Consider the following 19,610-nt stretch of genomic DNA (forward strand, 5'->3'; position numbering starts at 1 on the left):
CTAAGCTTCAGATAGACGCGGGTCCTCCCCGCGACACCCGTAAAAGCCTTTGCCTATCAGCCCCCAATACTCCTCCTATTAGCTGACTTCCCAAGTGGGGTCTAACCTGTATCCAGCGCTGGCGGAACAAGCTGGCCGGTTTAGTGCTGATAGGGAGACAGGAATGAGTCCGAAGCTTGACTAGGCCACCCGTGGGCCACCGCACAGGCAACTCGATCGCCGCTGTTCAGAATTCCCGTGTGGTCCAGACAATCTGTTGATCCAACTGCTGGCCCTGCAGCCTATGTCATTGATTTCGCTCGTTGCTATCCAACGCCCACCCCGGGCAGATAGCCGGATGAACACGACCAAAGGTAGCTCGCACATGGCAAATGAATCGAAATGCCCGTTCAATCACGCCGCTGGCGGTGGCACGACGAACCGCGATTGGTGGCCGAACCAACTGAATCTGAAGATCCTGCACCAGCACTCGTCCCTGTCCGCCCCCACGGACGAGGGCTTCAACTACGCCGAGGAATTCAAGACCCTGGACTTCGAGGCGGTCAAGCGCGACCTGACGGCGCTGATGACCGATTCGCAAGACTGGTGGCCGGCGGACTTCGGTCACTATGGGCCGCTCTTCATTCGCATGTCCTGGCACGCCGCAGGCACGTACCGCACGGGTGACGGTCGTGGCGGCGCCGGTTCAGGCCAGCAGCGCTTTGCACCGCTCAACAGCTGGCCGGATAACGTCAGCCTCGACAAGGCGCGCCGGCTGCTCTGGCCGATCAAGCAAAAATACGGTCGTAAAATCTCCTGGGCAGACCTGATCGTCCTCACCGGCAACGTCGCGCTGGAGTCCATGGGCTTCAAGACCTTTGGTTTTTCCGGCGGTCGTCCGGACGTGTGGGAACCGGATGAAGACGTCTACTGGGGCTCGGAAAACAAATGGCTGGGCGGCGACACCCGCTACGGCAAAGAAAACCAACCCATGCAAGAGCCCGGCGAAGGCCCGCTCGTTGCTGAGCCAGGGGAAAACGAGGAGAGCCGTACCGAACAAGGACGCAACCTGGAAAACCCGCTCGCCGCCGTGCAAATGGGCTTGATCTATGTGAACCCCGAAGGCCCTGAAGGCAACCCGGACCCTGTCGCTTCGGCCAAGGACATTCGCGAGACGTTCGGGCGCATGGCGATGAATGACGAAGAAACCGTGGCGCTGATCGCCGGCGGCCACGCCTTCGGTAAAACCCACGGCGCCGGACCTGCCGACAACGTCGGTGCCGAGCCCGAAGCTGCCGGCCTTGAAGCCCAGGGCTTTGGCTGGAAGAACAGCTTCGGCACCGGCAAAGGCCCGGACACCATCACCAGCGGCCTGGAAGTGACCTGGACCACCACGCCCACCCGGTGGAGCAACAACTACCTGGAAAACCTGTTCGGCTTCGAGTGGGAACTGAGCAAAAGTCCGGCCGGAGCGAACCAGTGGGTCACCCAAAATGGCGCCGGTGCCGGGACGATTCCGGATGCGCACGATCCGTCCAAACGACGCAACCCCACGATGCTGACCTCGGACCTGGCCCTGCGATTCGACCCGATCTATGAGCCGATCTCGCGGCGCTTCCTGGCTAATCCGGATCAGTTGGCCGACGCGTTTGCCCGTGCCTGGTTCAAACTGCTCCACCGTGACATGGGCCCCCTCTCCCGCTACCTCGGCCCGGAAATGCCCAGCGAAGAATTGCTGTGGCAAGACCCGATCCCGGAGGTCGACCATGCCTTGGTCAACGACAGTGACGTCGCAGCGCTCAAGAGCAAAGTGCTTGCTTCGGGCCTGAGCGTCTCGCAACTGGTATCAACGGCTTGGGCTGCCGCTTCCACCTTCCGCGGCTCCGACAAACGTGGCGGCGCCAATGGTGGTCGCCTGCGCCTGGCTCCACAGAAATTCTGGCAAGCCAACCAGCCTGAGCAACTGGCGAATGTGCTGGCGAAACTCGAGAGCATCCAGAGCGAGTTCAACAACAGCGGCAAGAAAATCTCGCTGGCAGACCTGATCGTGCTGGCCGGTAACGCGGGTGTCGAACAGGCGGCGAAAAATGCCGGACACAGCGTCACGGTGCCTTTCACACCGGGTCGGGCGGACGCCTCGCAAGAGCAGACGGATGTCGAGTCTTTCGGCTTCCTCGAACCCATCGCCGATGGCTTCCGTAACTTCCTCAAATCCCGCTACAGCGTGTCGGCCGAGCATCTGTTGATCGACAAGGCGCAACTGCTGACGCTCACCGCGCCAGAAATGACCGCGCTTGTGGGTGGCCTGCGCGTGTTGAACACCAATGTCGGGCAGACCAGACATGGCGTGTTCACCAAGCAGCCAGAAGCGTTGACCAACGATTTCTTCAAGAACCTGCTGGACATGGGTGTGGAATGGAAACCGACCTCGGAGGCTAACGAGGAATTTGAAGGACGCGATCGCAAAACGGGCGAAGTGAAATGGACCGGGACGCGTGTTGATCTGGTCTTTGGCTCTCATGCGCAGTTGAGGGCGTTGGCTGAGGTTTACGCGAGCAGTGATGCAAAGGAGAAGTTTGTTAAGGACTTTGTGGCGGCGTGGACCAAGGTGATGAACCTGGATCGCTTCGACGTGAAGTGATGCAATTGTTGAATCTGTGAGGCCTTGAATGGACCACCTCGACCCGGTGATACGGGTCGGGGAGGTTCACGCTGCCCGGTTTCATCGAACAAAGTGCAGTTCAAGCATCGCCCATGCCTGGGCAGTAAAGCGGTAGCTCTTGTCTGCCTGAAACACGATTACCCCCTCGTCACAGAGTCGCTTGAGCACTTCGCGCACGCTGATAAACGGCAAATCGGTGGAAGACGATTGAAGCCAGGAATGCACGCCGCGCACACCGACAGGATTTCCATCCCGGGCGGCGACCAGCAAGGCGTCGATTACCTTCAATCGGATCAGGCTGGTGCGCAGTCCGTAAAAACGCAGTAGCTCGCGGATGTGCTCATTGATGCTGCGATCGAATACGAACGCTTGGTGAGAAGTCGAAGATTGGAATTTCGAAGGTGCGGAAGTCGCCGACGCTGAGTGGTTTAACATACGAATACTCCTTTTCAGAAACGTTCAGTCATCAAGACAGCACGTAGATCGTTGCCTCCCCTTCCCCCGATCACGCGCCGGTCAGGCACGTGATCGAGACGTTTGGAAGGCTCGAGAACCTCTGTCAGAAATCGACCGTAGCCGACAACTGCAGCGTCCGCGGATAACCCGGGGAGAACGCGCCATACGAGGCGACCCCTGACCAGTATTCTCGATCAAACACGTTCTGCACCGTCGCGCGGAACGTCGTAGGTCGGCCTTCGATTTTGGTGGTGTAGCGAGCGCCTGTATCGAAGCGTGTCCAGGCATCCAGCTCCTGGGTATTGGCCTGATTGACGTATTGGCTGCCGGTATAGATCGCACCACCAGTAAGGGTAAAGCCCTCCAGCCACGGCGTATCCCATTCCGCCCAAAGGTTCGCTTGTACATCGGGCACGCCCACCGGCTCGTTGCCCCGGTTAGCGGCGGTGGCCGAATCAGTCAGTTCGCCATCGAGGAAGGTCACACCGCCCATCAAGCGAGTGCCCGGCGCGATTTCCCCGAACATGCTCAGCTCAACGCCGCGGTTACGTTGTTCTGCCTGCACCGAGAACACGTTGCCCACGCCAATTTCGCCGCTGGGCTTTTCAATCTGGAACAACGCCAGGGTGGTCATGAACGTGCCATGTTCATATTTGACGCCGATCTCGTGTTGCTTCGACTCATAAGGTGCGAAGGTTTCGCCGGAGTTAGCGGCGGTGCCCGGTGCGATATCACCCTTACTCAAACCCTCGACATAATTGTAGTAGAGCGAAACGTCCTCCCAGGGTTTGACGACGACGCCCACCAGCGGGGTCGTGGCGCTGTCGTCATATTTGGAGCTGACCGAACCGGTCGCGTTGTAGTTGCGCGACTCGATGTCCTGTTTACGCACGCCCAAAGTCAACTGGATGCGGTCGTCCAGCACAGACAGCGTGTCGGTCAACGCGACGCCGGACAACTCCGACTCGGAAATGCGCAGCACCTTTGGCGCCCTGATGAATTGCTCGGGCACATCCACTGGGTGATAGATGTTCGAATTGATCGCCGTGCCGTTGTTGATCCCCCGGGAGAGTTCATCCTGATACCGGGTCGCCATCAGCGTGGTCGTGTGCGTGACGGGCCCGGTGGCGAACACGCCACGGATACCCACATCGGCCGTCGAGCGATCGACGTTGAATTTGTAGTAACCGGGAATGTTGCTGGTATCGCCTGCGTCGTTGAGGATTCTCGGCACCTGATCGGACTTGCGCTTGACGTCTGCCTTGCCGCCACCGGCGTGGGCGAACACAGTGACCGCATCAGTCAGGTCATATTCGCCACCCAACAAGGCCGACTGCTCCTTGGTGTCGGACCATCCCCAAGCCTGCGGCAGGTTGGTACGACCATTGGGCGCAGAGGGAACATCGATACCCGGCGCCACCGTGAAGGGCCGCGATGGCGCCTCAAAGCTTTCTTTCTGACTGATGAAATCAAGGTTCAGGCGCAGACGCTCTCCTTGGTAATCGAGCGCAATCGCACCGATATCGACCGATCTTTCCTGGTCGTCAACGGCGGTATCGCCACCCTGGAGACTGCCATTAAAGCGCACGCCGAACTGATTCTCGTCGCCAAAGCGCCGGCTGATATCCAAATGACCGCCCGCTTGCGAATCCGATGCGTAACTGGCGGTAAAGCGCGTCAGGTCTTCGGCCAGTGGCCGCTTGGGAACGATATTGATCACGCCGCCGACACCGCTGTTCGGTGAGATCCCGTACATCAGGGCACCCGGCCCCTTGAGCACTTCGACGCGTTCGGCGTAGTCGGTGAACACCCGATAGTTGGGCGCCACGCCATACACGCCGTCGAAGGCCAGTTCGCCCAGGTTGCCTTCGCCAACCGCGAAACCGCGGATGAAAAAGGAATCGACGATGCCCCCGGTTTGACCGGTGGAGCGCACTGATGGATCTCGTTCCAGGGCATCGGCAACGGTCACCGTTTGCAGGTCGGCCAGGGTCTTGGCGGTATAGCTGGTTACGCTGAAAGGGGTGTCCATCACATCCTTGTTGCCCATCATTCCCAGGCGAGCACCGCGAGCAACCTGGCCACCGGCAAGGACTCCCGGCAGTGCGGTCGGGTTGTTGTAATCGGCAGTGATGTTGGTAGCGCCGAGTGTCAGCCCATCCGCACTTGGGCTTGCCGAAGCATCAGGTGTCTTGGCGCCGTCAGCATCCTGTTGCTGTGGGGCGGCAGCCCAGGTGTTGGCGCTTCCTGCGACCAGGGCAAAACTCAGCATGGCGGTACGAATGGCCTGCGTTAACGCGCGCTCACCGCATGGTCGACTGGCAACGGACATGACGTAAGGATCCTTTTTGGGCAAGAGAAAATGGTAATCACTCCTATTGCCAGTCGACCCGCGAAAAAGTATCACCCTCTCCTGCAAAATTTTTGTGCCCCTCGGCCGCAAAGCCGAGGGATCTGCTCGGTCAATCACGCGTACAGGCAGTCCAGCGGTATCGCGATCACCGGCAGGGCCGGGTCAAACGCGTGCCGCGTGGTCTTGTACGGAAACATCTCGCCGCGTGCGATCGTGGTGAAAATCCGTGCCACCTCGAATGTTTGCCCGGTCTGCCAATGCCGCACACAGACTCGCGGATCGGCGTAATCGAGCTGGATGCACGGCACCCTTTTCAATCCCAACTGCAACGCCGCGTTGAACCGGTGATTGCCGTCCATCACGATGCCTTTCGAGCGCTCGACGATGATCGGTTCCAACCAATGCCCGGCGCGGATGATGGCCTCGCGAAGCAACGCCACACTGGCTGGATCGACCTGCTCCGACTGCAACACCTCGCACAATGGCCGCAGCGCAATCTGATAACCGTGCCCCATGGTTTATCTCCTGTTCGACGGCAGTTCAGCAGGCATCTGCCTTGGCGACCAACGCGTATCGGCTGGCTACGTCGAGCAGGCGTTGCGCGTGTTCGATGAGGGGCAGATCGACCATCTCGCCATCCACTTGCACCGCATGACTGCCTCCGGACACGGCACTCAGCACCCGATCCGCCCAGGCCAACTGGCGCGCATCGGGCAGGAAGGCACGCCGGACCGTGTCCAACTGTGCGGGATGGATACAGAGCTTGGCGCCAAAGCCCAAAGACCGGGCGTAATGCGACTCCTGCGCAACGACCGCCAGGTCACTGATCGCCGGCGTCACGCCATCGATCGGTGCCGGCAAATCGGCGGTACGCGAGGCCAGCACAATGCGGTTTCGAGCGAAGAGAAAGGCCTCGGGGATCTGGCTGCAATTGATGTCCAGGGAAAAATCCAGCGAGCCAAAGGCCAGGCGCGCCAGCCCGGGTATTGCGGCAATCGCCTCGACCTGTTGCAAGCCTTTGGCGGTCTCGATAATGGCGACAATCTTGAGTTCGGGATTCCATGCCAACAGGTCTTCGACGACTCGGGACAGGTCCTCGGGACGCTCCGCCTTGGGCAGGAAAATACCCGCGCAGCGCTCGGGATAACGCATGTCCCTGAGCCAGGTCAGGTCCTGGCGAAAGAGCGCACTGCTGACGCTGTTAAGACGGATGTAACGCTGGCAGCGGACAGTCGGTGTGCTCTCCTGCCAGGCCCAGATGGCGGCACGCGCGGCGGCTTTGCTGGCGGGATGAACGGCATCCTCGAGATCAAGAATGATTGCGTCCGGTGCGGCATCGACCGCTTTGGAGAAACGCTCGGGGCGATTGCCCGGAACGAACAGGTAGCTGATGGGAAGCGTGGCTGGGGGGCTGAGATGATCAGTGGTCATTAAATCTCTCCGTGGCGTGAATCAGTCGTGTGTTTTCAAAAATTTTCGGGTAGCCGGGGCGTGGGATTTTCGAGCCCGGAACCGGCGTGTTGAATCAACCCTTAACGCCTTGTTGATCAAGGTATTAAGGGATTTTTTTATGTGGGAATGAGTGCTTGCAAGAGTGGGCAAATAAACGCTTCTGCACTCTCGTTGAACGGGTGGTTATTCAAAACATCTGAAAACCTTACTTGATAATCGTTCGCGTTAGCAATATGGTTCTCGCCGCCAAGAGAAACAATTCACGTATCAAAGCAAGCGTTCATGTTCACGGGAAGTACAGCGCAATGATGTCATTTGAATGTCAGTGGCTGGCACTTTACAGAGGGTTGGGCCATCAATTAATGGCCTATCAATCTGTCCGTATAAACCTTATGGAATGGGGTTCTCATGCCATTGTCTTGTGAAGTATTTATTACGCTTACTGCCCCTGATTTATCGTCAGGTTTTGTATGGCATCCGCCTCCTGAACCGTTAATCGCTCGCTTCTGACGAGCAGAAAAATCACATCTATCGATAACGCTTAGTTGTCGAAATATGAATGGCGACGTTTTCGATGCCAGGGGTTAATTATGCCTATTACAATTGCGCCGTCATTAGACGAGCGAATCGAAGTTCATCAGCCAGAACTGCTTAAACCGCTGCTCGACCCTGTTGCGGCTCGATTGATTGAGCATTACCCACAAACACTTTTTGAACTCGTGTCTCAATACGGATCACCGTTGAATCTGGTATGGCCGCATGCTTTTGAACTCAACACCCGCGCCCTGCAAGCGGTGTTGAAACAGCACGATGTGCAACACATTATTTTTTACGGCGCCAAAGCCAACAAGTCCCAATGCGTGCTTGGCGCGGCATCAAATGCTGGCATCGGTGTCGACGTTTCAAGCATCCACGAAATGGACGCGGCGCTGCGATCCGGCATGCCAGCCGAACGTCTGTGTGCGACGGGACCGGCCAAAACCACGGTGTTTCATCGGGCATTGGTGCAGGCCGGCTCACTCATTTGCGTGGACTCACTGGAAGAGTACGGACACCTCAGAGCGTTGATCGAAACAATATCTGAACCCGTCAAAGCCAGGGTTTTACTGCGGTACAGACCGAAAAGCTGCCCGACGAGTCGCTTTGGAATGGGTGCGGACGAGGTGCTTGAATGTCTACAACACCTCACGGAACAACGCGAGACCTTCCACTTTGAAGGTTTCCATTTTCATCTCGGCGGCTATGGATTCGAAACCCGGGCACAGGCCTTTCGCGAGGTGAGCGGATTCGTCGAAGCGGCGCGGGAAATGGGTTTGAACCCAACCATGATCGACATTGGTGGAGGCTTGCCAATGCGTTATGTCGAGCCGCAGGTCTATGACAGTTTTTTACAGAACGACAATAAGCCAAGCCACTATTACAACCATGTTGTTCCTAAGTCTTTTTACCCATATGGCAGCAGCCTAACAGCCTGCCAATGGTTGGCCTTATTTCTTGAAGCCGATCATTCAGCAGGACTGTCCATTGCGGGTTACTTGAAAGCTCAGAATATAACGCTGGCGCTGGAACCCGGTCGAAGCCTGGTGGATCAGGCCGCCCTATCGGTGTTTCGCATTACACGCACAAAACAGCTGGCCAACAACAAAACCGTCATATTTGTTGAAGGCAGTAGTTTCAGCGCCTGCGAAACCTGGTTCTCCTCCGAATATCTCGTTGATCCAATACTGATCAGCACCCGACAACTACCGCACAACCCTATAAACGCCTACATCGCAGGCCACAGTTGTCTGGATGACGATGTCATCACTCACCGCTTGATCAACTTCAGTACTTCACCGCAAGCAGGCGATTTATTGATTTACGCCAATACCGCCGGTTATCAGATGGACTTGCTGGAGAACGAGTTTCATCGCCATCCCCTGCCCCGGCGATTGATGGCGACCTGTTGTACGGAAGGTAACTACGCGTTTTCACCGGACTATTAGAGGGAATACTTCAAATGATATTGAATAAAGTCTCGGACCTTATTGGCAATACGCCGATGTTGGGTATTGATGTTCCCGATACAAACGCCAGACTGCTGCTCAAGATTGAGAAGAACAATCCCGGCGGCAGCATAAAAGACCGCATGGCGCGCAACATGGTGCTGGCTGCGCTCAAGTCCGGACGACTAAAGCCTGGTGGCGTGGTCGTCGAATCGTCTTCCGGCAACACCGGCATCGGCCTGGCCATGGCGGCCGTCGAGTTCGGCCTGCATTTCATCGCAGTGGTCGACCACCACGCGGCTCAGGACAAGATCGCCGTGATGAAGGCACTGGGCGCCGAAGTCCGGTTTGTTGCGGGGACCTATCGCGAAGATGAAGTCGCCGTGGTCGAGCGCCAACGGTTAGCGGCCGAACTCGCGTCGCAGATTCCGGGCGCGGTGTTCATGAACCAATCCGACAACGCCGCCAACGCCGGCGGGTATAGCGACTTCGTGCGCGAAACCATTGCCCAGGCCGAAGGTCGCGTCGGTGCCTACGTTGGTTGCGTCGGCACCGGCGGTTCGATGACGGGAATCGCTCGCGGGTTGAAACTGCACAACCCCGACACCGTCACTGTCGCTGTCGAACCTGCCGGTTCCATCGTCTTTGGCCATCCCGGCTATCCGTACTATCAATCAGGCACCGGCACCCCGGCCGGCGACACCGTGGGCCTGGTGCTCGACTACAGCTGCATCGACCTGGGTGTGCAAGTCACCGACTCTCAAGCCTTCGAAACGGCACGCTATATCGCCCGCAACCTGGCATTGCTGGTCGGCGGATCAACCGGTGGTGCGATTTTCAAAGCACTGGAACTGATCCACAAAGGCGTGTTGACCGGCAACGTCGTGGTGCCGATAGCCGATGGCGGCGAAAAGTACCTGCACACGGTGTTTGACGATAAGTGGCTGGAAGAACGCGACCTGCTGGATCCGAATGTCGCGCCGCAGCTGGATATCTGGCTGGGCAAAACCCAATGGCTGGATTCCGTCTCTACGCCTCTGCAATTGAGCGTCGCATGACGCTTCTCCCACACAGGAACGCCTCTCAATGAAACCGCTGAAAGTCGCCATCTGTGGCGGAGGCAGGACCGGTCACCTCAACGCCATCCTGTTCAAACAGCTGCCCAATGTTCAGGTCTCGATGCTCACCAGCAATCTGGAGATCGTCGACCAACACGCTCGCCACACGCCGATGCAGGCGTTGATGCCGGATGGCTCGACGCTGAGCGCCCGGCTGGATCGGGTGACCACCGATGCACGCGCCGCTGTCGAGGATGCCGACATCGTCATCATCACCGTGCCGGCCCATGCCCGACCGCAAACCCTGCAAGCCATCGCACCGCATCTGAGTTCGAGCAAACCGGTGTACATCGGCGCCATTCCCGGTTTTTGCGGTTTCGACTGGCTGGCCGAAGCCACGCTCGCCGACCGGCCGAACCTGGTGATTTGGGGCATGAAGGATGTCCCGCACACGGCGTTCGATTTAAAGCCCGGGCTGTCGATCAAAATGGGCGGCGGAAAAAGCCAGCTCTATGTGGCGACCCACGCCCGCGAGTCGCAAGCGTCCCGCCAGCACCTGCAAGCGATGCTCACCGTGCTGTACGGGCCCTGCGTGACGATGCTCGACAACTACCTCGAAATCACCCTCACCCCGGGCAATCCGATCATGCACAGCTCGGTGATTTACGGGCTGATCGGGCCCTACGGCCAATGGCATCGCAAGATCTTTCCCCAGCGTATGTGCTGGTGGACCGAATGCCCCGAACTGGGCGCCTATTTCCTGGAGCGCATGGATCAGGAAAGTCAGGACTTGTGCGCCATCATCAGCCAGCGAATGGGGGTCGACCTGTCTTCGGTCAAATCCCTGAAGCAGGAAATTGTCGAGGCGTACGGCGAACAGATTCGCGACCAGAGCAGCATGCTTTCGATTCTGCGCACCAATCAGGCCTACAACGACATCCTCGCGCCGATGGTGCCCGCCGATGACAACCGCGCCGGTTACGTGATCGAGCGCGAGAGCCGCGCCTTCAACGAAGACGTCGCCTACGGCCTGGTGCTGTTGGTGGAAATGGCCAAGCGTTTCGACCTGAAAGTCCCCTACATCGAAGAAGTCCTGCACTGGAGCGTTTCCTACATGCAAGGCCTGCGCGACTCGGCGCTGGATTACTTCCCAAGCCACTGGCCGCGCACCGCATGAGTCGCACCCTCACCTCTTCTTTTACTTATCGACGAGCAGATTGCTGATATGGATGACTTCAAGACACTGATCGCCTACTCCCGTAAAAACGCCCTGCGACGCTTGCTTCGTTGCCTGTTTGCCGAAAACATTCTGGACCGTTCGGCCCTGGTTTTTTCCGCCGAGGGCAACCAGGCCACTTACCCACTGAAGGCCGCCCGTGCGCATGTATTTTTCACCGACATTGCCATGGGACCGGCCGACACCCTGGTCAACGACGGTGATGTTCTGTTGGTAACCGACGAAGGCGTACGCCAGGTGATTCACAGTCATCAGGATTTGCTGGATGTGCTGCGCGACAGCTTCGACTTCGAACCGACCGACGAAGGCATGGCCGGGCTCAAGTCGGACATGGAAAACAGCCTGCTGAACGATGCCCATGCTCGCCAGTATCGGCAGGAATGGAACTCGCGCCTGGCCGAGGCCGCCAAAAGCCATGGCCTCGGCAGCCTCACCGACTACCTTCGCCAACACGCCAGCACCAAGGACGCGGCCATCCTGCTGGACCAATGGGGTTCGCTGGAAGGTCACCCGTATTACCCGACGTGGAAATCCCGTCCGGGCCTGACCGATGCCGAAGTCGAGCAACTGTCGCCTGAATTCAACGCTCAGGTGCCGCTGCGCATTGCCGCGTTGCGCGCCGACATGGCTAAAAGCGAAAGCATGCCGCACGTAACCAGCTATCACGCCTGGTTTGCCACGAACTTCCCGGTGCAATGGGAACAGTGGAAGTCTTCGCTCAATGACAAAGGCCTGGATGAAACCCAGTGGCTACCGTTGCCGATTCACGCCTGGCATTTGCAGGCCTACGTCCTCAAGACGTTTGCCGCGGAAATCGAAGAAGGCATCCTGATCATTGAAGGGCCGGACATTCAGACCCTGCCGACCATGTCGTACCGGACGATGATGCCAGTGCTGAACCAGTCAGCGCCGCTGATCAAGTTGCCGATCGCGCTCTGGATGACCAGCGAGCTGCGCAGCCTGCAAGCCAAGTCGATTCACATGGGGCCGCGCATCAGCACGGTGATCACAAATATTCTCGCCGCCGAAAACGGCTTCGACCGGCAGCTGGAGATCTTCCCGGAAGAGATCGGCGTGCGTTACAAAAACGCGATCACCCAGGACGATGCGCCAGGGCGTCATCTGTCCGTGGTCTATCGCGCCAGTCAGCAGGCGTTTGAACGCAGCGACGATTGCCTGCCGATTACCGTGGCGTCGTTGTTCACCCGTTTGCCCGGCAGCGGTCGTCCGCTGTTTACCGACCTGATCGAGCGCGACGGCGTTCGGGCCAGCGCCGACACGGTCGAGAGCTGGTTCCGCCAGTACGCCAGCGTGGTCACCCATCCGGTGGTCGCGATCTATCTGCTGTACGGCATCGGGCTCGAAGCGCATCAGCAAAACACCATGGTGCTGTTTTCCCCCGATGGCAAAGCACGTAGTCTGCTGATCCGCGATTTCGGCGATGGCAGGACCTATGCTCCATTGCTGGAGGAGCGCGGTTACACCCTGCAACCGCATGTACAGCCTGGGATCTTGCCGACGGTGTTCGTCGGGGACATCGAGCCGGTGCGCATGTTCGTGCTGGACGCGGCGTTCCTTACGCACCTTCACGAAATGGCCCTGTGGCTGACGAAGGAGTACGCGTTGGACAGCAAACGGATGTGGGAAGTATTGCGGGAGGAAACCGAAAACGCCTTCGCGGCCGTCCGTGATCGCGTCTCGCCAGCGCTGTGGGAAGTCGAGCGCAAAGCGTTCGTTCAGGACCCGTGGCCAACCCGGTCGTTGTTGCGCATGCATTTGATGCAGTACTCCAACTATCGTTTGCAGCACACGCTGACCAACCCGCTTGATGCCGTTTAACCACCGAGGCTGACTCATGTCCCATGCAGGTCCCATCCAGGGTTCGCGAGTAAGAATCCTGATTTATCTCCTGTTCGCGATCCAGCTCATCTCCATGGGCGCGATGGAAATGAGCGGGCCGTTCTGGCCCGTCCACCTGCGTGGGCTGACCGCTTCGGAATCGGTATTCAGCTTCGCCAGCATCGCCGTCTACGTCGGTCCGATGCTGGGCATTATTCTGACCAGCGCCTTTTGGGGCCGTATCGGCGACCGCTACGGCCACAAGTTGATGATGATCCGCGCCCTCGCCGGTTTATCGTTGACCCAGCTTGGGCTGGCCCTGTTCAGCGACATCTGGGTGATCCTGGTCCTGCGCTTTTTGCAGGGGGCTTTTGCCGGGTACATCGCCCCGGCACAGGCTTACGGTGTCAGCATCGAAGCACCTTCGCGGCGGGCGCGGCTGTTCGCGATCCTGCAGATATCAACCAATGTCGGCTCGTTACTCGGCGCGGTCGTTGGCGGGCTGATCCTCGATTACGCGACCTTCTTCTGGATCAACATCATCGCCTCGGCACTGTGCGCCATTTGCACCGTGGTGGCGGCCGTGACGTTGCCGGATGTTCCGCCCGTAAAGAAAGCGCCGGTCGTGGACACAGCGACGCCGGTCAGCCGTTCAGGCAGCGTCTGGCAAGGTTCGCCGCTGTTGTCGCTGCTGGGCGTGATGGGCATTTTGCTGCTGGCGCGGATGCTGCCGCAGACCTCCTTCTCGCTGTATGTCAGCTCGGTGTTCGAGGTCAGCAACTCGGTCGTCGGTCTGTGCTACGGCTTGCTGGCACTGGGTTTCATTCTCTCGGCCACGGCGTGGTCGCGCTACTTTGAGCACCGCACCCAACAGGAAACCCTGCACCGCATCACCTACATTGTCATCGGTTGCGTCGTTTTGACCGCCATCGCCGGCGTCACACGCAACCCCGCCGTTTTTGTGATTGCCTACTTCATATGGGGCGTTCTACTGGGCGCCACCACCCCGGTGCTGATGGCCCTGATCTCGAAAACCGCCGACAGCTCACAACAGGGCTACGTGCTGGGGATTGCGCAAAGCACCGCGCAATTCGCCTCGATTGCAGGCATCTCGGCCGGTGGTTTGCTCAGCCAGGTCTATGGCTTGCAGTACACCTACCTGTTCGTTTGCCTGGCTTACGTGGTCGCGCTGATCCCCATTGTCGCCCTGCGTTACTGGCCGGTGGTCATGCAGCCGAGCCAGGCGCCGCCCGGCGAATGATCAAGGAGTCTGCTTTTGAACATTGAACAACTGCGCGCCGACACACCAGGTGTCGAGCAGCTGATTCACTTCAACAACGCCGGCGCGGCTTTGATGCCTGACCCGGTGATCGACGTCATGACGCGCCACCTGCAACTCGAAGCGCGCCTCGGTGGCTACGAAGCGGCCAGCCTGCGCGCGGCTGAACTGGACAATGTCTACGGCGCCATCGGCCGCCTGATCAACGCCGATCCCGACGAAATCGCCGTCATCGAAAACGCCACCCGCGCCTGGGACATGGCCTTTTACTCATTGCCGCTGCAACCCGGTGATGTGGTGCTGACCTCCACCACCGAATACGCCGGCAACTTCATTCCCTATCTGCAACTGAAACAGCAGCGCGGCATTGAGATCCGGATCATCCCCAACGATGAACAGGGTCAGGTTTCGCTTCCCGCCTTGCAGGACATGCTGGGCGATGATCGCGTGGCGTTGGTGTCGTTGCCAGTGATCGCTACCAACGGCGGACCGGTTCAGCCTATCGAGCAGATCGGCGCGCTGGCCCGGGACGCGGGCGTGCTGTTTTTGCTCGATGCCTGCCAGGGCGTCGGGCAAATGCCGATCGATGTACGCAAAATCGGCTGTCACCTCCTCGCCGCGACCAGCCGAAAGTACCTTCGGGGCCCCCGGGGCATGGGCTTTCTCTATGTTGAAAAGGCCCTGTGCCAAAACCTCGAGCCGGCGTTTCTCGACCTGCATGCCGCGTCGTTGCTGACGCCAGACACGTTCAAGATTCGGGACGATGCACGACGCTTCGAAAACTGGGAGTGCAACGTGGCCGCGAAACTGGGCCTGGGTGCAGCGGTTGAATACGCACTGGCGCAAGGCATCGAGCCGATGTGGCAGCGCATCCAGCAATTGGCCAACCACTTGCGTCAGCGACTGGCCGAAGTGCCGGGCGTCACACTTCAGGACAGGGGCGCCCTCACGTCAGGCATCGTGACGTTTACGCGCCAGGGCAGCAGCGTCACGGAGGTACAGCAATGGCTGGCGGGACAAGCCAAACGGATCAACGTGTCCACTTCGACATTCCGATCCACCTTGCTCGACATGCAGCAACGGGGTTTGCAGGAAGTCAGCCGTGCCTCGGTCCACGCTTACAACACCGAAGGCGAAATCGACACCCTGATTGAAGCACTGATGCGCCTGCCGCGAATCTGAAAACGGGAGACAGAATCACCCTTGCGTCGGAGAGTCTTTGTCAATTAGCATTGGGAATACTTCTCAATTGCAAAAAACTGCCGCCATGAGCGATACCCTTCCCGCGAACAACAGCAATCACCTGCGCGCGATCGAGGCCCTGTACAGCGGCCATCACGGCTGGCTGTACGCCACGCTGCGAAAAAAACTGGGTAACGCCATGGATGCGGCGGATCTGGCGCAGGACACCTTCACGCGCATACTGGCCTCCCAGGTCACGGTCATCGAGCAGCCCCGGGCCTACCTGAGCTGCGTGGCCAAGGGCATTCTCGTCAATTGGTATCAGCGCAAGGCACTCGAACGCGCCTACCTTGATGCCCTCACACACCTGCCCGCGCCCGAAGTGCCTTCGCCGGAATTGCGCTTCATGGTGCTGGAAACCCTGCACGAGATCGACGCGATGCTCGACACCCTCCCACCGCTGGTCAAGCGCGCGTTTTTACTGTCGCAGATCGGCGGCCTGAAATACGACGATATCGCCACGCAACTGAACGTCTCGCTGATCACCGTCAAGCGCTACATGAAGCAGGCCTTCGTGCAGTGCCTGATGCTGGTGGAATGAATGCTCACTCGTCGCAATGACTCGCAACTCGACAGCAAAGTGCTCGAAGAAGCCGCCGAGTGGCTGATGCGCTTGAGTGAAAGCGAGCTCAGCGACGCCGAGCGTGCCGAATGGGAATGCTGGAAAGCCAGCACTCCCGAACGTGATCGTGCCTGGTCTCGCGCGCAGTTACTGCAGAGCAAGCTCGGCGGGTTGCCATCGTCCTTGGCGATGTCGGCGCTGGATCGCCCGAGCAATCCCGAACGCCGCGTGGCCCTGGGCAAACTGGCCCTGCTTCTGGCGGTGCTACCGGCCGGTTGGGGTAGCTGGAAACTGCTGGAATCGCAGCAATGGTCCGCCGACTACCGCACGGCTGTAGGCCAGCGGCGCGAGTTGACCCTGGCCGACGGCTCGCACATCACCCTGAATACCGACACCGCCATCAATGTGATCTTCGACGCCAATCAGCGGCTGATCAACTTGCGTGAAGGTGAAATACTGGTGCAGACCGCGCCCGATATTTCGCCGCTGGCACGCCCTTTCCTGGTCAGCACACGCCAGGGACGGATGCAGGCACTGGGCACGCGATTTACCGTTCGCGAACTGCAGCCCCGCACCCATCTCGCGGTACTGGACGGCGCGGTGAGGATCGAATTGGCGGAAAGCAGCCAGGCCGCCCCGTTGATCATCAACGCCGGACAGCGCACCGATTTTTCATCCCGCACGTTTGGCCCGGTAAACCCGACAGACCGCTCTATCGGTGCCTGGACCCAAGGCATGCTCATGGCCGACAAGATGCGTCTTGCGGATTTCGTCGCCGAGCTGGCGCGTTATCGAAAAGGCTTCGTGCGGTGTGATCCGGCCATTGCCGAGCTGCGCATTTCCGGCGCCTTCCCCATCAACGATACCCAGCGCACGCTGAACATGCTGGTGCAAACCTACCCGGTACTCGTCACCGGCCACTTGAGCGGTTACTGGGTGACGCTCTCCCCCGCCTGACCTCGTGCAAAAAAAGTTGCCGCAGGGTGATACTTTTTTTGATCTCAACTGGCAAGGAGAGGAAGAACATTTTCCTCTCGTCTTTAGGGTCATCCATTAATGCTCGTTGCACGACCCCTGCGCCCGGATCGTCCGCTCAAGGCAGTGATTCGCAGTGTGTTGCTCAGTCTGGTCCTGACTGTTGCCGCCTGCCCGCTTGCCTTGGCCGCCGAACCGGCGCAACGGGACGTTTCCGTGGTCCGTGCTTACACCATTGCCTCCGGGCCGCTTGGTGTAATCCTGTCGAGCTTTGCCGTGGATGCCGACATTGCCTTGTCGTTCCAGCCATCGTTAACCGAAGGTTTGATCAGTCCAGGGTTGTCCGGCACTTACTCCACGCAGGAGGCGATCAAACGCTTGCTGGCCGGAAGTGGCCTGGAAATGGTGTTACGCGACGACGGCAGTTACACCTTGGTAGCACGCCAGTTGACCCTGGAGGAAACCTCGATCAATGGCACCGACCGACGTACCGACAATTTGCCCCCCGTGTACCCGGGAGGCCAGGTCGCCAGCGGTGGACGCCTCGGCATGCTGGGCAATACCGATGTGATGGACGCGCCTTTCAGCATCAGCACCTACACCTCGACATTGATCAAGGATCAGCAGGCGATCACCGTCGGCGATGTGCTGGAACGTGACTCCTCGGTGCGCTCCACGGGCCAGACCGGCGGTATCGTCGATTCGTTTTTCATCCGTGGATTTCCCGTCGGCGAAGGCAATCTCGGTGAACTGGCGTTCGACGGTGTGTACGGTGTGGCGTCCAACTACCGGGTGTTCACCGAGTACGTCGAACGCATCGAAGTGGTGAAAGGCCCCGGCGCCCTGCTCTATGGCATGTCACCCAATAGCGCCGTTGGCGGTGTGATCAACGTCGTGCCCAAGCGCTCCCTTGACGAGGACTTGACCCGGTTCACTGCCAGCTACGGCATGGATTCGCAGCTCGGTGGCCACATCGACGTCAGTCGGCGATTCGGTGAGGAGCGCCGGTTCGGTGTGCGGATCAACGGCAGTGTCCAGCAAGGCGACACGGCAATCGACAAGCAATCCCGGGACATCGACATCGGCGCCATCTCCCTGGACTATGAAGGTGACCGCCTGCGGACCAGCCTGGATCTGATCAGCCAGAAAGAACAATTCGACGCCGCGTCCCGACCGTTTCTCATCGCACCCGGCGTACCGATTCCCTCTGCGGCCAACGGCCGTACCAGCGTGAGCCAGGACTGGGGCTGGTCCGAAACCCGTGACCAGTCGGCGTTGTTCGGTGGCGAATACGACCTTGACGATGCCCTGACCGTATTTGCCCACGCCGGTGGCGGCAAATCGGAGGTGGCGCGCATGTCCGATCAGACCCCGACCATCATCAACGCAGCCGGCGACACGTCTTCAATCCCCGGCTACTACAAGTTCGAAGTCCAGCGTTACACGGTCGACGCCGGAGCTCGCCTGCGCTTCGACACCGGGCCGGTCAGTCACAGCGCCGCCCTGCAAGTCACCCGCTATCGCGATGAGTTGTCCCGAGGCATCATTTCCGGCCCGGCGATCCTGTCGAATATCTATCACCCGGTCGACCGTCCAGAACCCTCCATCGCCAAACCGGACACACCGAAAATCTCCGAGAGCGAACTGTCTGGCGTGGCCCTGGCCGATACCCTTTCGGTGCTGGACGAGCGTTTGCAAGTCACCGTTGGCGTGCGCAAACAGAACATCAAGTCCGATAACTACAATGCGGCCGGGACGGTCACGACCTCCTACGACAAAAGCGATACCACGCCGCTGTTCGGCGTCGTCGCCAAACCCTGGGACCACGTGTCGTTCTACTACAACTACATCGAAGGCCTGAGCAAGGGTGACATCGCGCCGTCCGCCGCCTCGAACGCGGGGGAGATTTTTTCACCTTACATCTCCCGGCAACAGGAAGTCGGCGTAAAAGTCGACTACGGCAGCTTCATGTCCACACTGGCCCTGTTCCAGATCCAGAAGCCCAGTGGCGAGCTGTCGTCCGGGAGGTTCTCGGTACAAGGCGAGCAGCGCAATCGCGGCATCGAGTTGAGCCTGTTTGGCGAAATTGCCCAGGGCACGCGCCTACTCGGTGGCGTGACACTCCTCGATGGGGAACTGACCAAGACCGGTGTTGCCGCCAACCGTGGCAATAAACCGGTTGGCGTCCCGAACGTTCAAGCCAACCTCTGGGCCGAATGGGACACCCCGTGGATCGAGGGTCTGACGCTGACCAGTGGCGCGATCTACACCGCCAGCCAGTACGTGAACCAGGCCAACACCCAGGAACTCGATGCCTGGACCCGCTTCGATGCCGGAGCACGCTTTGCTACCCGCATTGCGGACCACCCGACGACATTGCGCGCCACCGTGCAGAACGTGTTCGACCGCGAGTATTGGTCGGGCGTCGCTTCCTACGGGGCGTTCTCCCAAGGTTCACCACGCACCCTGCTGCTGTCGGCCACCGTCGATTTCTGAAACGTCCGCCCCGGCGCGGCGCCGTGAGCCGTTGT

General features: G+C 59.3%; 14 protein-coding genes. 10 read left to right on the forward strand and 4 right to left on the reverse strand.

Annotated features, from left to right (window positions below):
- Nucleotides 1–364: 364 nt before the first annotated feature.
- A complete protein-coding gene (katG, locus tag ACYZT8_RS16900) occupies nt 365–2,620 on the forward strand; it encodes a catalase/peroxidase HPI (RefSeq protein ID WP_461974372.1) in 2,256 nt (751 codons plus the stop codon).
- 81 nt (nt 2,621–2,701) lie between these two features.
- Here the strand turns inward: katG and ACYZT8_RS16905 are convergent, their stop codons facing one another.
- From ACYZT8_RS16905 to ACYZT8_RS16920, 4 genes are all read right to left on the reverse strand, one after another.
- Nucleotides 2,702–3,076: a fe2+ zn2+ uptake regulation protein gene (locus ACYZT8_RS16905; protein WP_461974374.1), complete on the reverse strand. Its 375-nt coding sequence runs from the start codon at nt 3,074–3,076 to the stop codon at nt 2,702–2,704.
- A gap of 124 nt (nt 3,077–3,200) precedes the next feature.
- Nucleotides 3,201–5,429, reverse strand: coding sequence for a TonB-dependent receptor (locus ACYZT8_RS16910; RefSeq protein ID WP_461974376.1), 2,229 nt, complete (start codon nt 5,427–5,429; stop codon nt 3,201–3,203).
- A 134-nt stretch (nt 5,430–5,563) separates the two neighbouring features.
- Nucleotides 5,564–5,965: a transcriptional regulator gene (locus ACYZT8_RS16915; RefSeq protein WP_461974378.1), complete on the reverse strand. Its 402-nt coding sequence runs from the start codon at nt 5,963–5,965 to the stop codon at nt 5,564–5,566.
- 25 nt (nt 5,966–5,990) lie between these two features.
- Nucleotides 5,991–6,881 (reverse strand): HpcH/HpaI aldolase/citrate lyase family protein, encoded by an 891-nt coding sequence (locus ACYZT8_RS16920; RefSeq protein WP_461974380.1) that lies wholly within the window; start codon nt 6,879–6,881, stop codon nt 5,991–5,993.
- Between the two features lie 611 nt (nt 6,882–7,492).
- Between ACYZT8_RS16920 and ACYZT8_RS16925 the strand changes: the two genes are divergently transcribed.
- From ACYZT8_RS16925 to ACYZT8_RS16965, 9 genes are all read left to right on the forward strand, one after another.
- Nucleotides 7,493–8,887 (forward strand): Y4yA family PLP-dependent enzyme, encoded by a 1,395-nt coding sequence (locus ACYZT8_RS16925; protein WP_461974382.1) that lies wholly within the window; start codon nt 7,493–7,495, stop codon nt 8,885–8,887.
- Nucleotides 8,888–8,901: 14 nt separating this feature from the next.
- The gene (locus ACYZT8_RS16930; protein WP_461974384.1) at nt 8,902–9,945 is read left to right on the forward strand and encodes a PLP-dependent cysteine synthase family protein; all 1,044 of its coding nucleotides are present in this window, start codon (nt 8,902–8,904) and stop codon (nt 9,943–9,945) included.
- 28 nt (nt 9,946–9,973) lie between these two features.
- Entirely contained in the window at nt 9,974–11,122 is a 1,149-nt protein-coding gene (locus ACYZT8_RS16935) for an NAD/NADP octopine/nopaline dehydrogenase family protein (RefSeq protein WP_461974386.1), read from the forward strand.
- Between the two features lie 48 nt (nt 11,123–11,170).
- Nucleotides 11,171–13,021 (forward strand): IucA/IucC family protein, encoded by a 1,851-nt coding sequence (locus ACYZT8_RS16940; protein WP_461974388.1) that lies wholly within the window; start codon nt 11,171–11,173, stop codon nt 13,019–13,021.
- Nucleotides 13,022–13,037: 16 nt separating this feature from the next.
- A complete protein-coding gene (locus tag ACYZT8_RS16945; protein ID WP_461974390.1) occupies nt 13,038–14,282 on the forward strand; it encodes an MFS transporter in 1,245 nt (414 codons plus the stop codon).
- A 15-nt stretch (nt 14,283–14,297) separates the two neighbouring features.
- Nucleotides 14,298–15,482: an aminotransferase class V-fold PLP-dependent enzyme gene (locus ACYZT8_RS16950; protein ID WP_461974392.1), complete on the forward strand. Its 1,185-nt coding sequence runs from the start codon at nt 14,298–14,300 to the stop codon at nt 15,480–15,482.
- 85 nt (nt 15,483–15,567) lie between these two features.
- Nucleotides 15,568–16,083, forward strand: a complete 516-nt coding sequence (locus ACYZT8_RS16955) for a sigma-70 family RNA polymerase sigma factor (RefSeq protein WP_461974394.1) — start codon at nt 15,568–15,570, stop codon at nt 16,081–16,083.
- Entirely contained in the window at nt 16,084–17,061 is a 978-nt protein-coding gene (locus ACYZT8_RS16960) for a FecR domain-containing protein (protein WP_461974396.1), read from the forward strand.
- A gap of 99 nt (nt 17,062–17,160) precedes the next feature.
- A complete protein-coding gene (locus tag ACYZT8_RS16965) occupies nt 17,161–19,575 on the forward strand; it encodes a TonB-dependent siderophore receptor (RefSeq protein WP_461974397.1) in 2,415 nt (804 codons plus the stop codon).
- Nucleotides 19,576–19,610: the final 35 nt, after the last annotated feature.

Source organism: Pseudomonas sp. LB3P93 (assembly GCF_054898025.1).

Excerpts from the sequence above, each read along its gene's own strand:
- ACYZT8_RS16935 (WP_461974386.1), top strand. The coding sequence starts at position 9,974 with ATGAAACCGCTGAAAGTCGCCATCTGTGGCGGAGGCAGGACCGGTCAC.
- ACYZT8_RS16955 (WP_461974394.1), top strand. The coding sequence starts at position 15,568 with ATGAGCGATACCCTTCCCGCGAACAACAGCAATCACCTGCGCGCGATC.
- ACYZT8_RS16905 (WP_461974374.1), bottom strand. The coding sequence starts at position 3,076 with ATGTTAAACCACTCAGCGTCGGCGACTTCCGCACCTTCGAAATTCCAA.
- ACYZT8_RS16930 (WP_461974384.1), top strand. The coding sequence starts at position 8,902 with ATGATATTGAATAAAGTCTCGGACCTTATTGGCAATACGCCGATGTTG.
- ACYZT8_RS16925 (WP_461974382.1), top strand. The coding sequence starts at position 7,493 with ATGCCTATTACAATTGCGCCGTCATTAGACGAGCGAATCGAAGTTCAT.
- ACYZT8_RS16940 (WP_461974388.1), top strand. The coding sequence starts at position 11,171 with ATGGATGACTTCAAGACACTGATCGCCTACTCCCGTAAAAACGCCCTG.
- ACYZT8_RS16915 (WP_461974378.1), bottom strand. The coding sequence starts at position 5,965 with ATGGGGCACGGTTATCAGATTGCGCTGCGGCCATTGTGCGAGGTGTTG.
- ACYZT8_RS16945 (WP_461974390.1), top strand. The coding sequence starts at position 13,038 with ATGTCCCATGCAGGTCCCATCCAGGGTTCGCGAGTAAGAATCCTGATT.
- ACYZT8_RS16910 (WP_461974376.1), bottom strand. The coding sequence starts at position 5,429 with ATGTCCGTTGCCAGTCGACCATGCGGTGAGCGCGCGTTAACGCAGGCC.
- katG (WP_461974372.1), top strand. The coding sequence starts at position 365 with ATGGCAAATGAATCGAAATGCCCGTTCAATCACGCCGCTGGCGGTGGC.
- ACYZT8_RS16960 (WP_461974396.1), top strand. The coding sequence starts at position 16,084 with ATGCTCACTCGTCGCAATGACTCGCAACTCGACAGCAAAGTGCTCGAA.
- ACYZT8_RS16920 (WP_461974380.1), bottom strand. The coding sequence starts at position 6,881 with ATGACCACTGATCATCTCAGCCCCCCAGCCACGCTTCCCATCAGCTAC.
- ACYZT8_RS16965 (WP_461974397.1), top strand. The coding sequence starts at position 17,161 with ATGCTCGTTGCACGACCCCTGCGCCCGGATCGTCCGCTCAAGGCAGTG.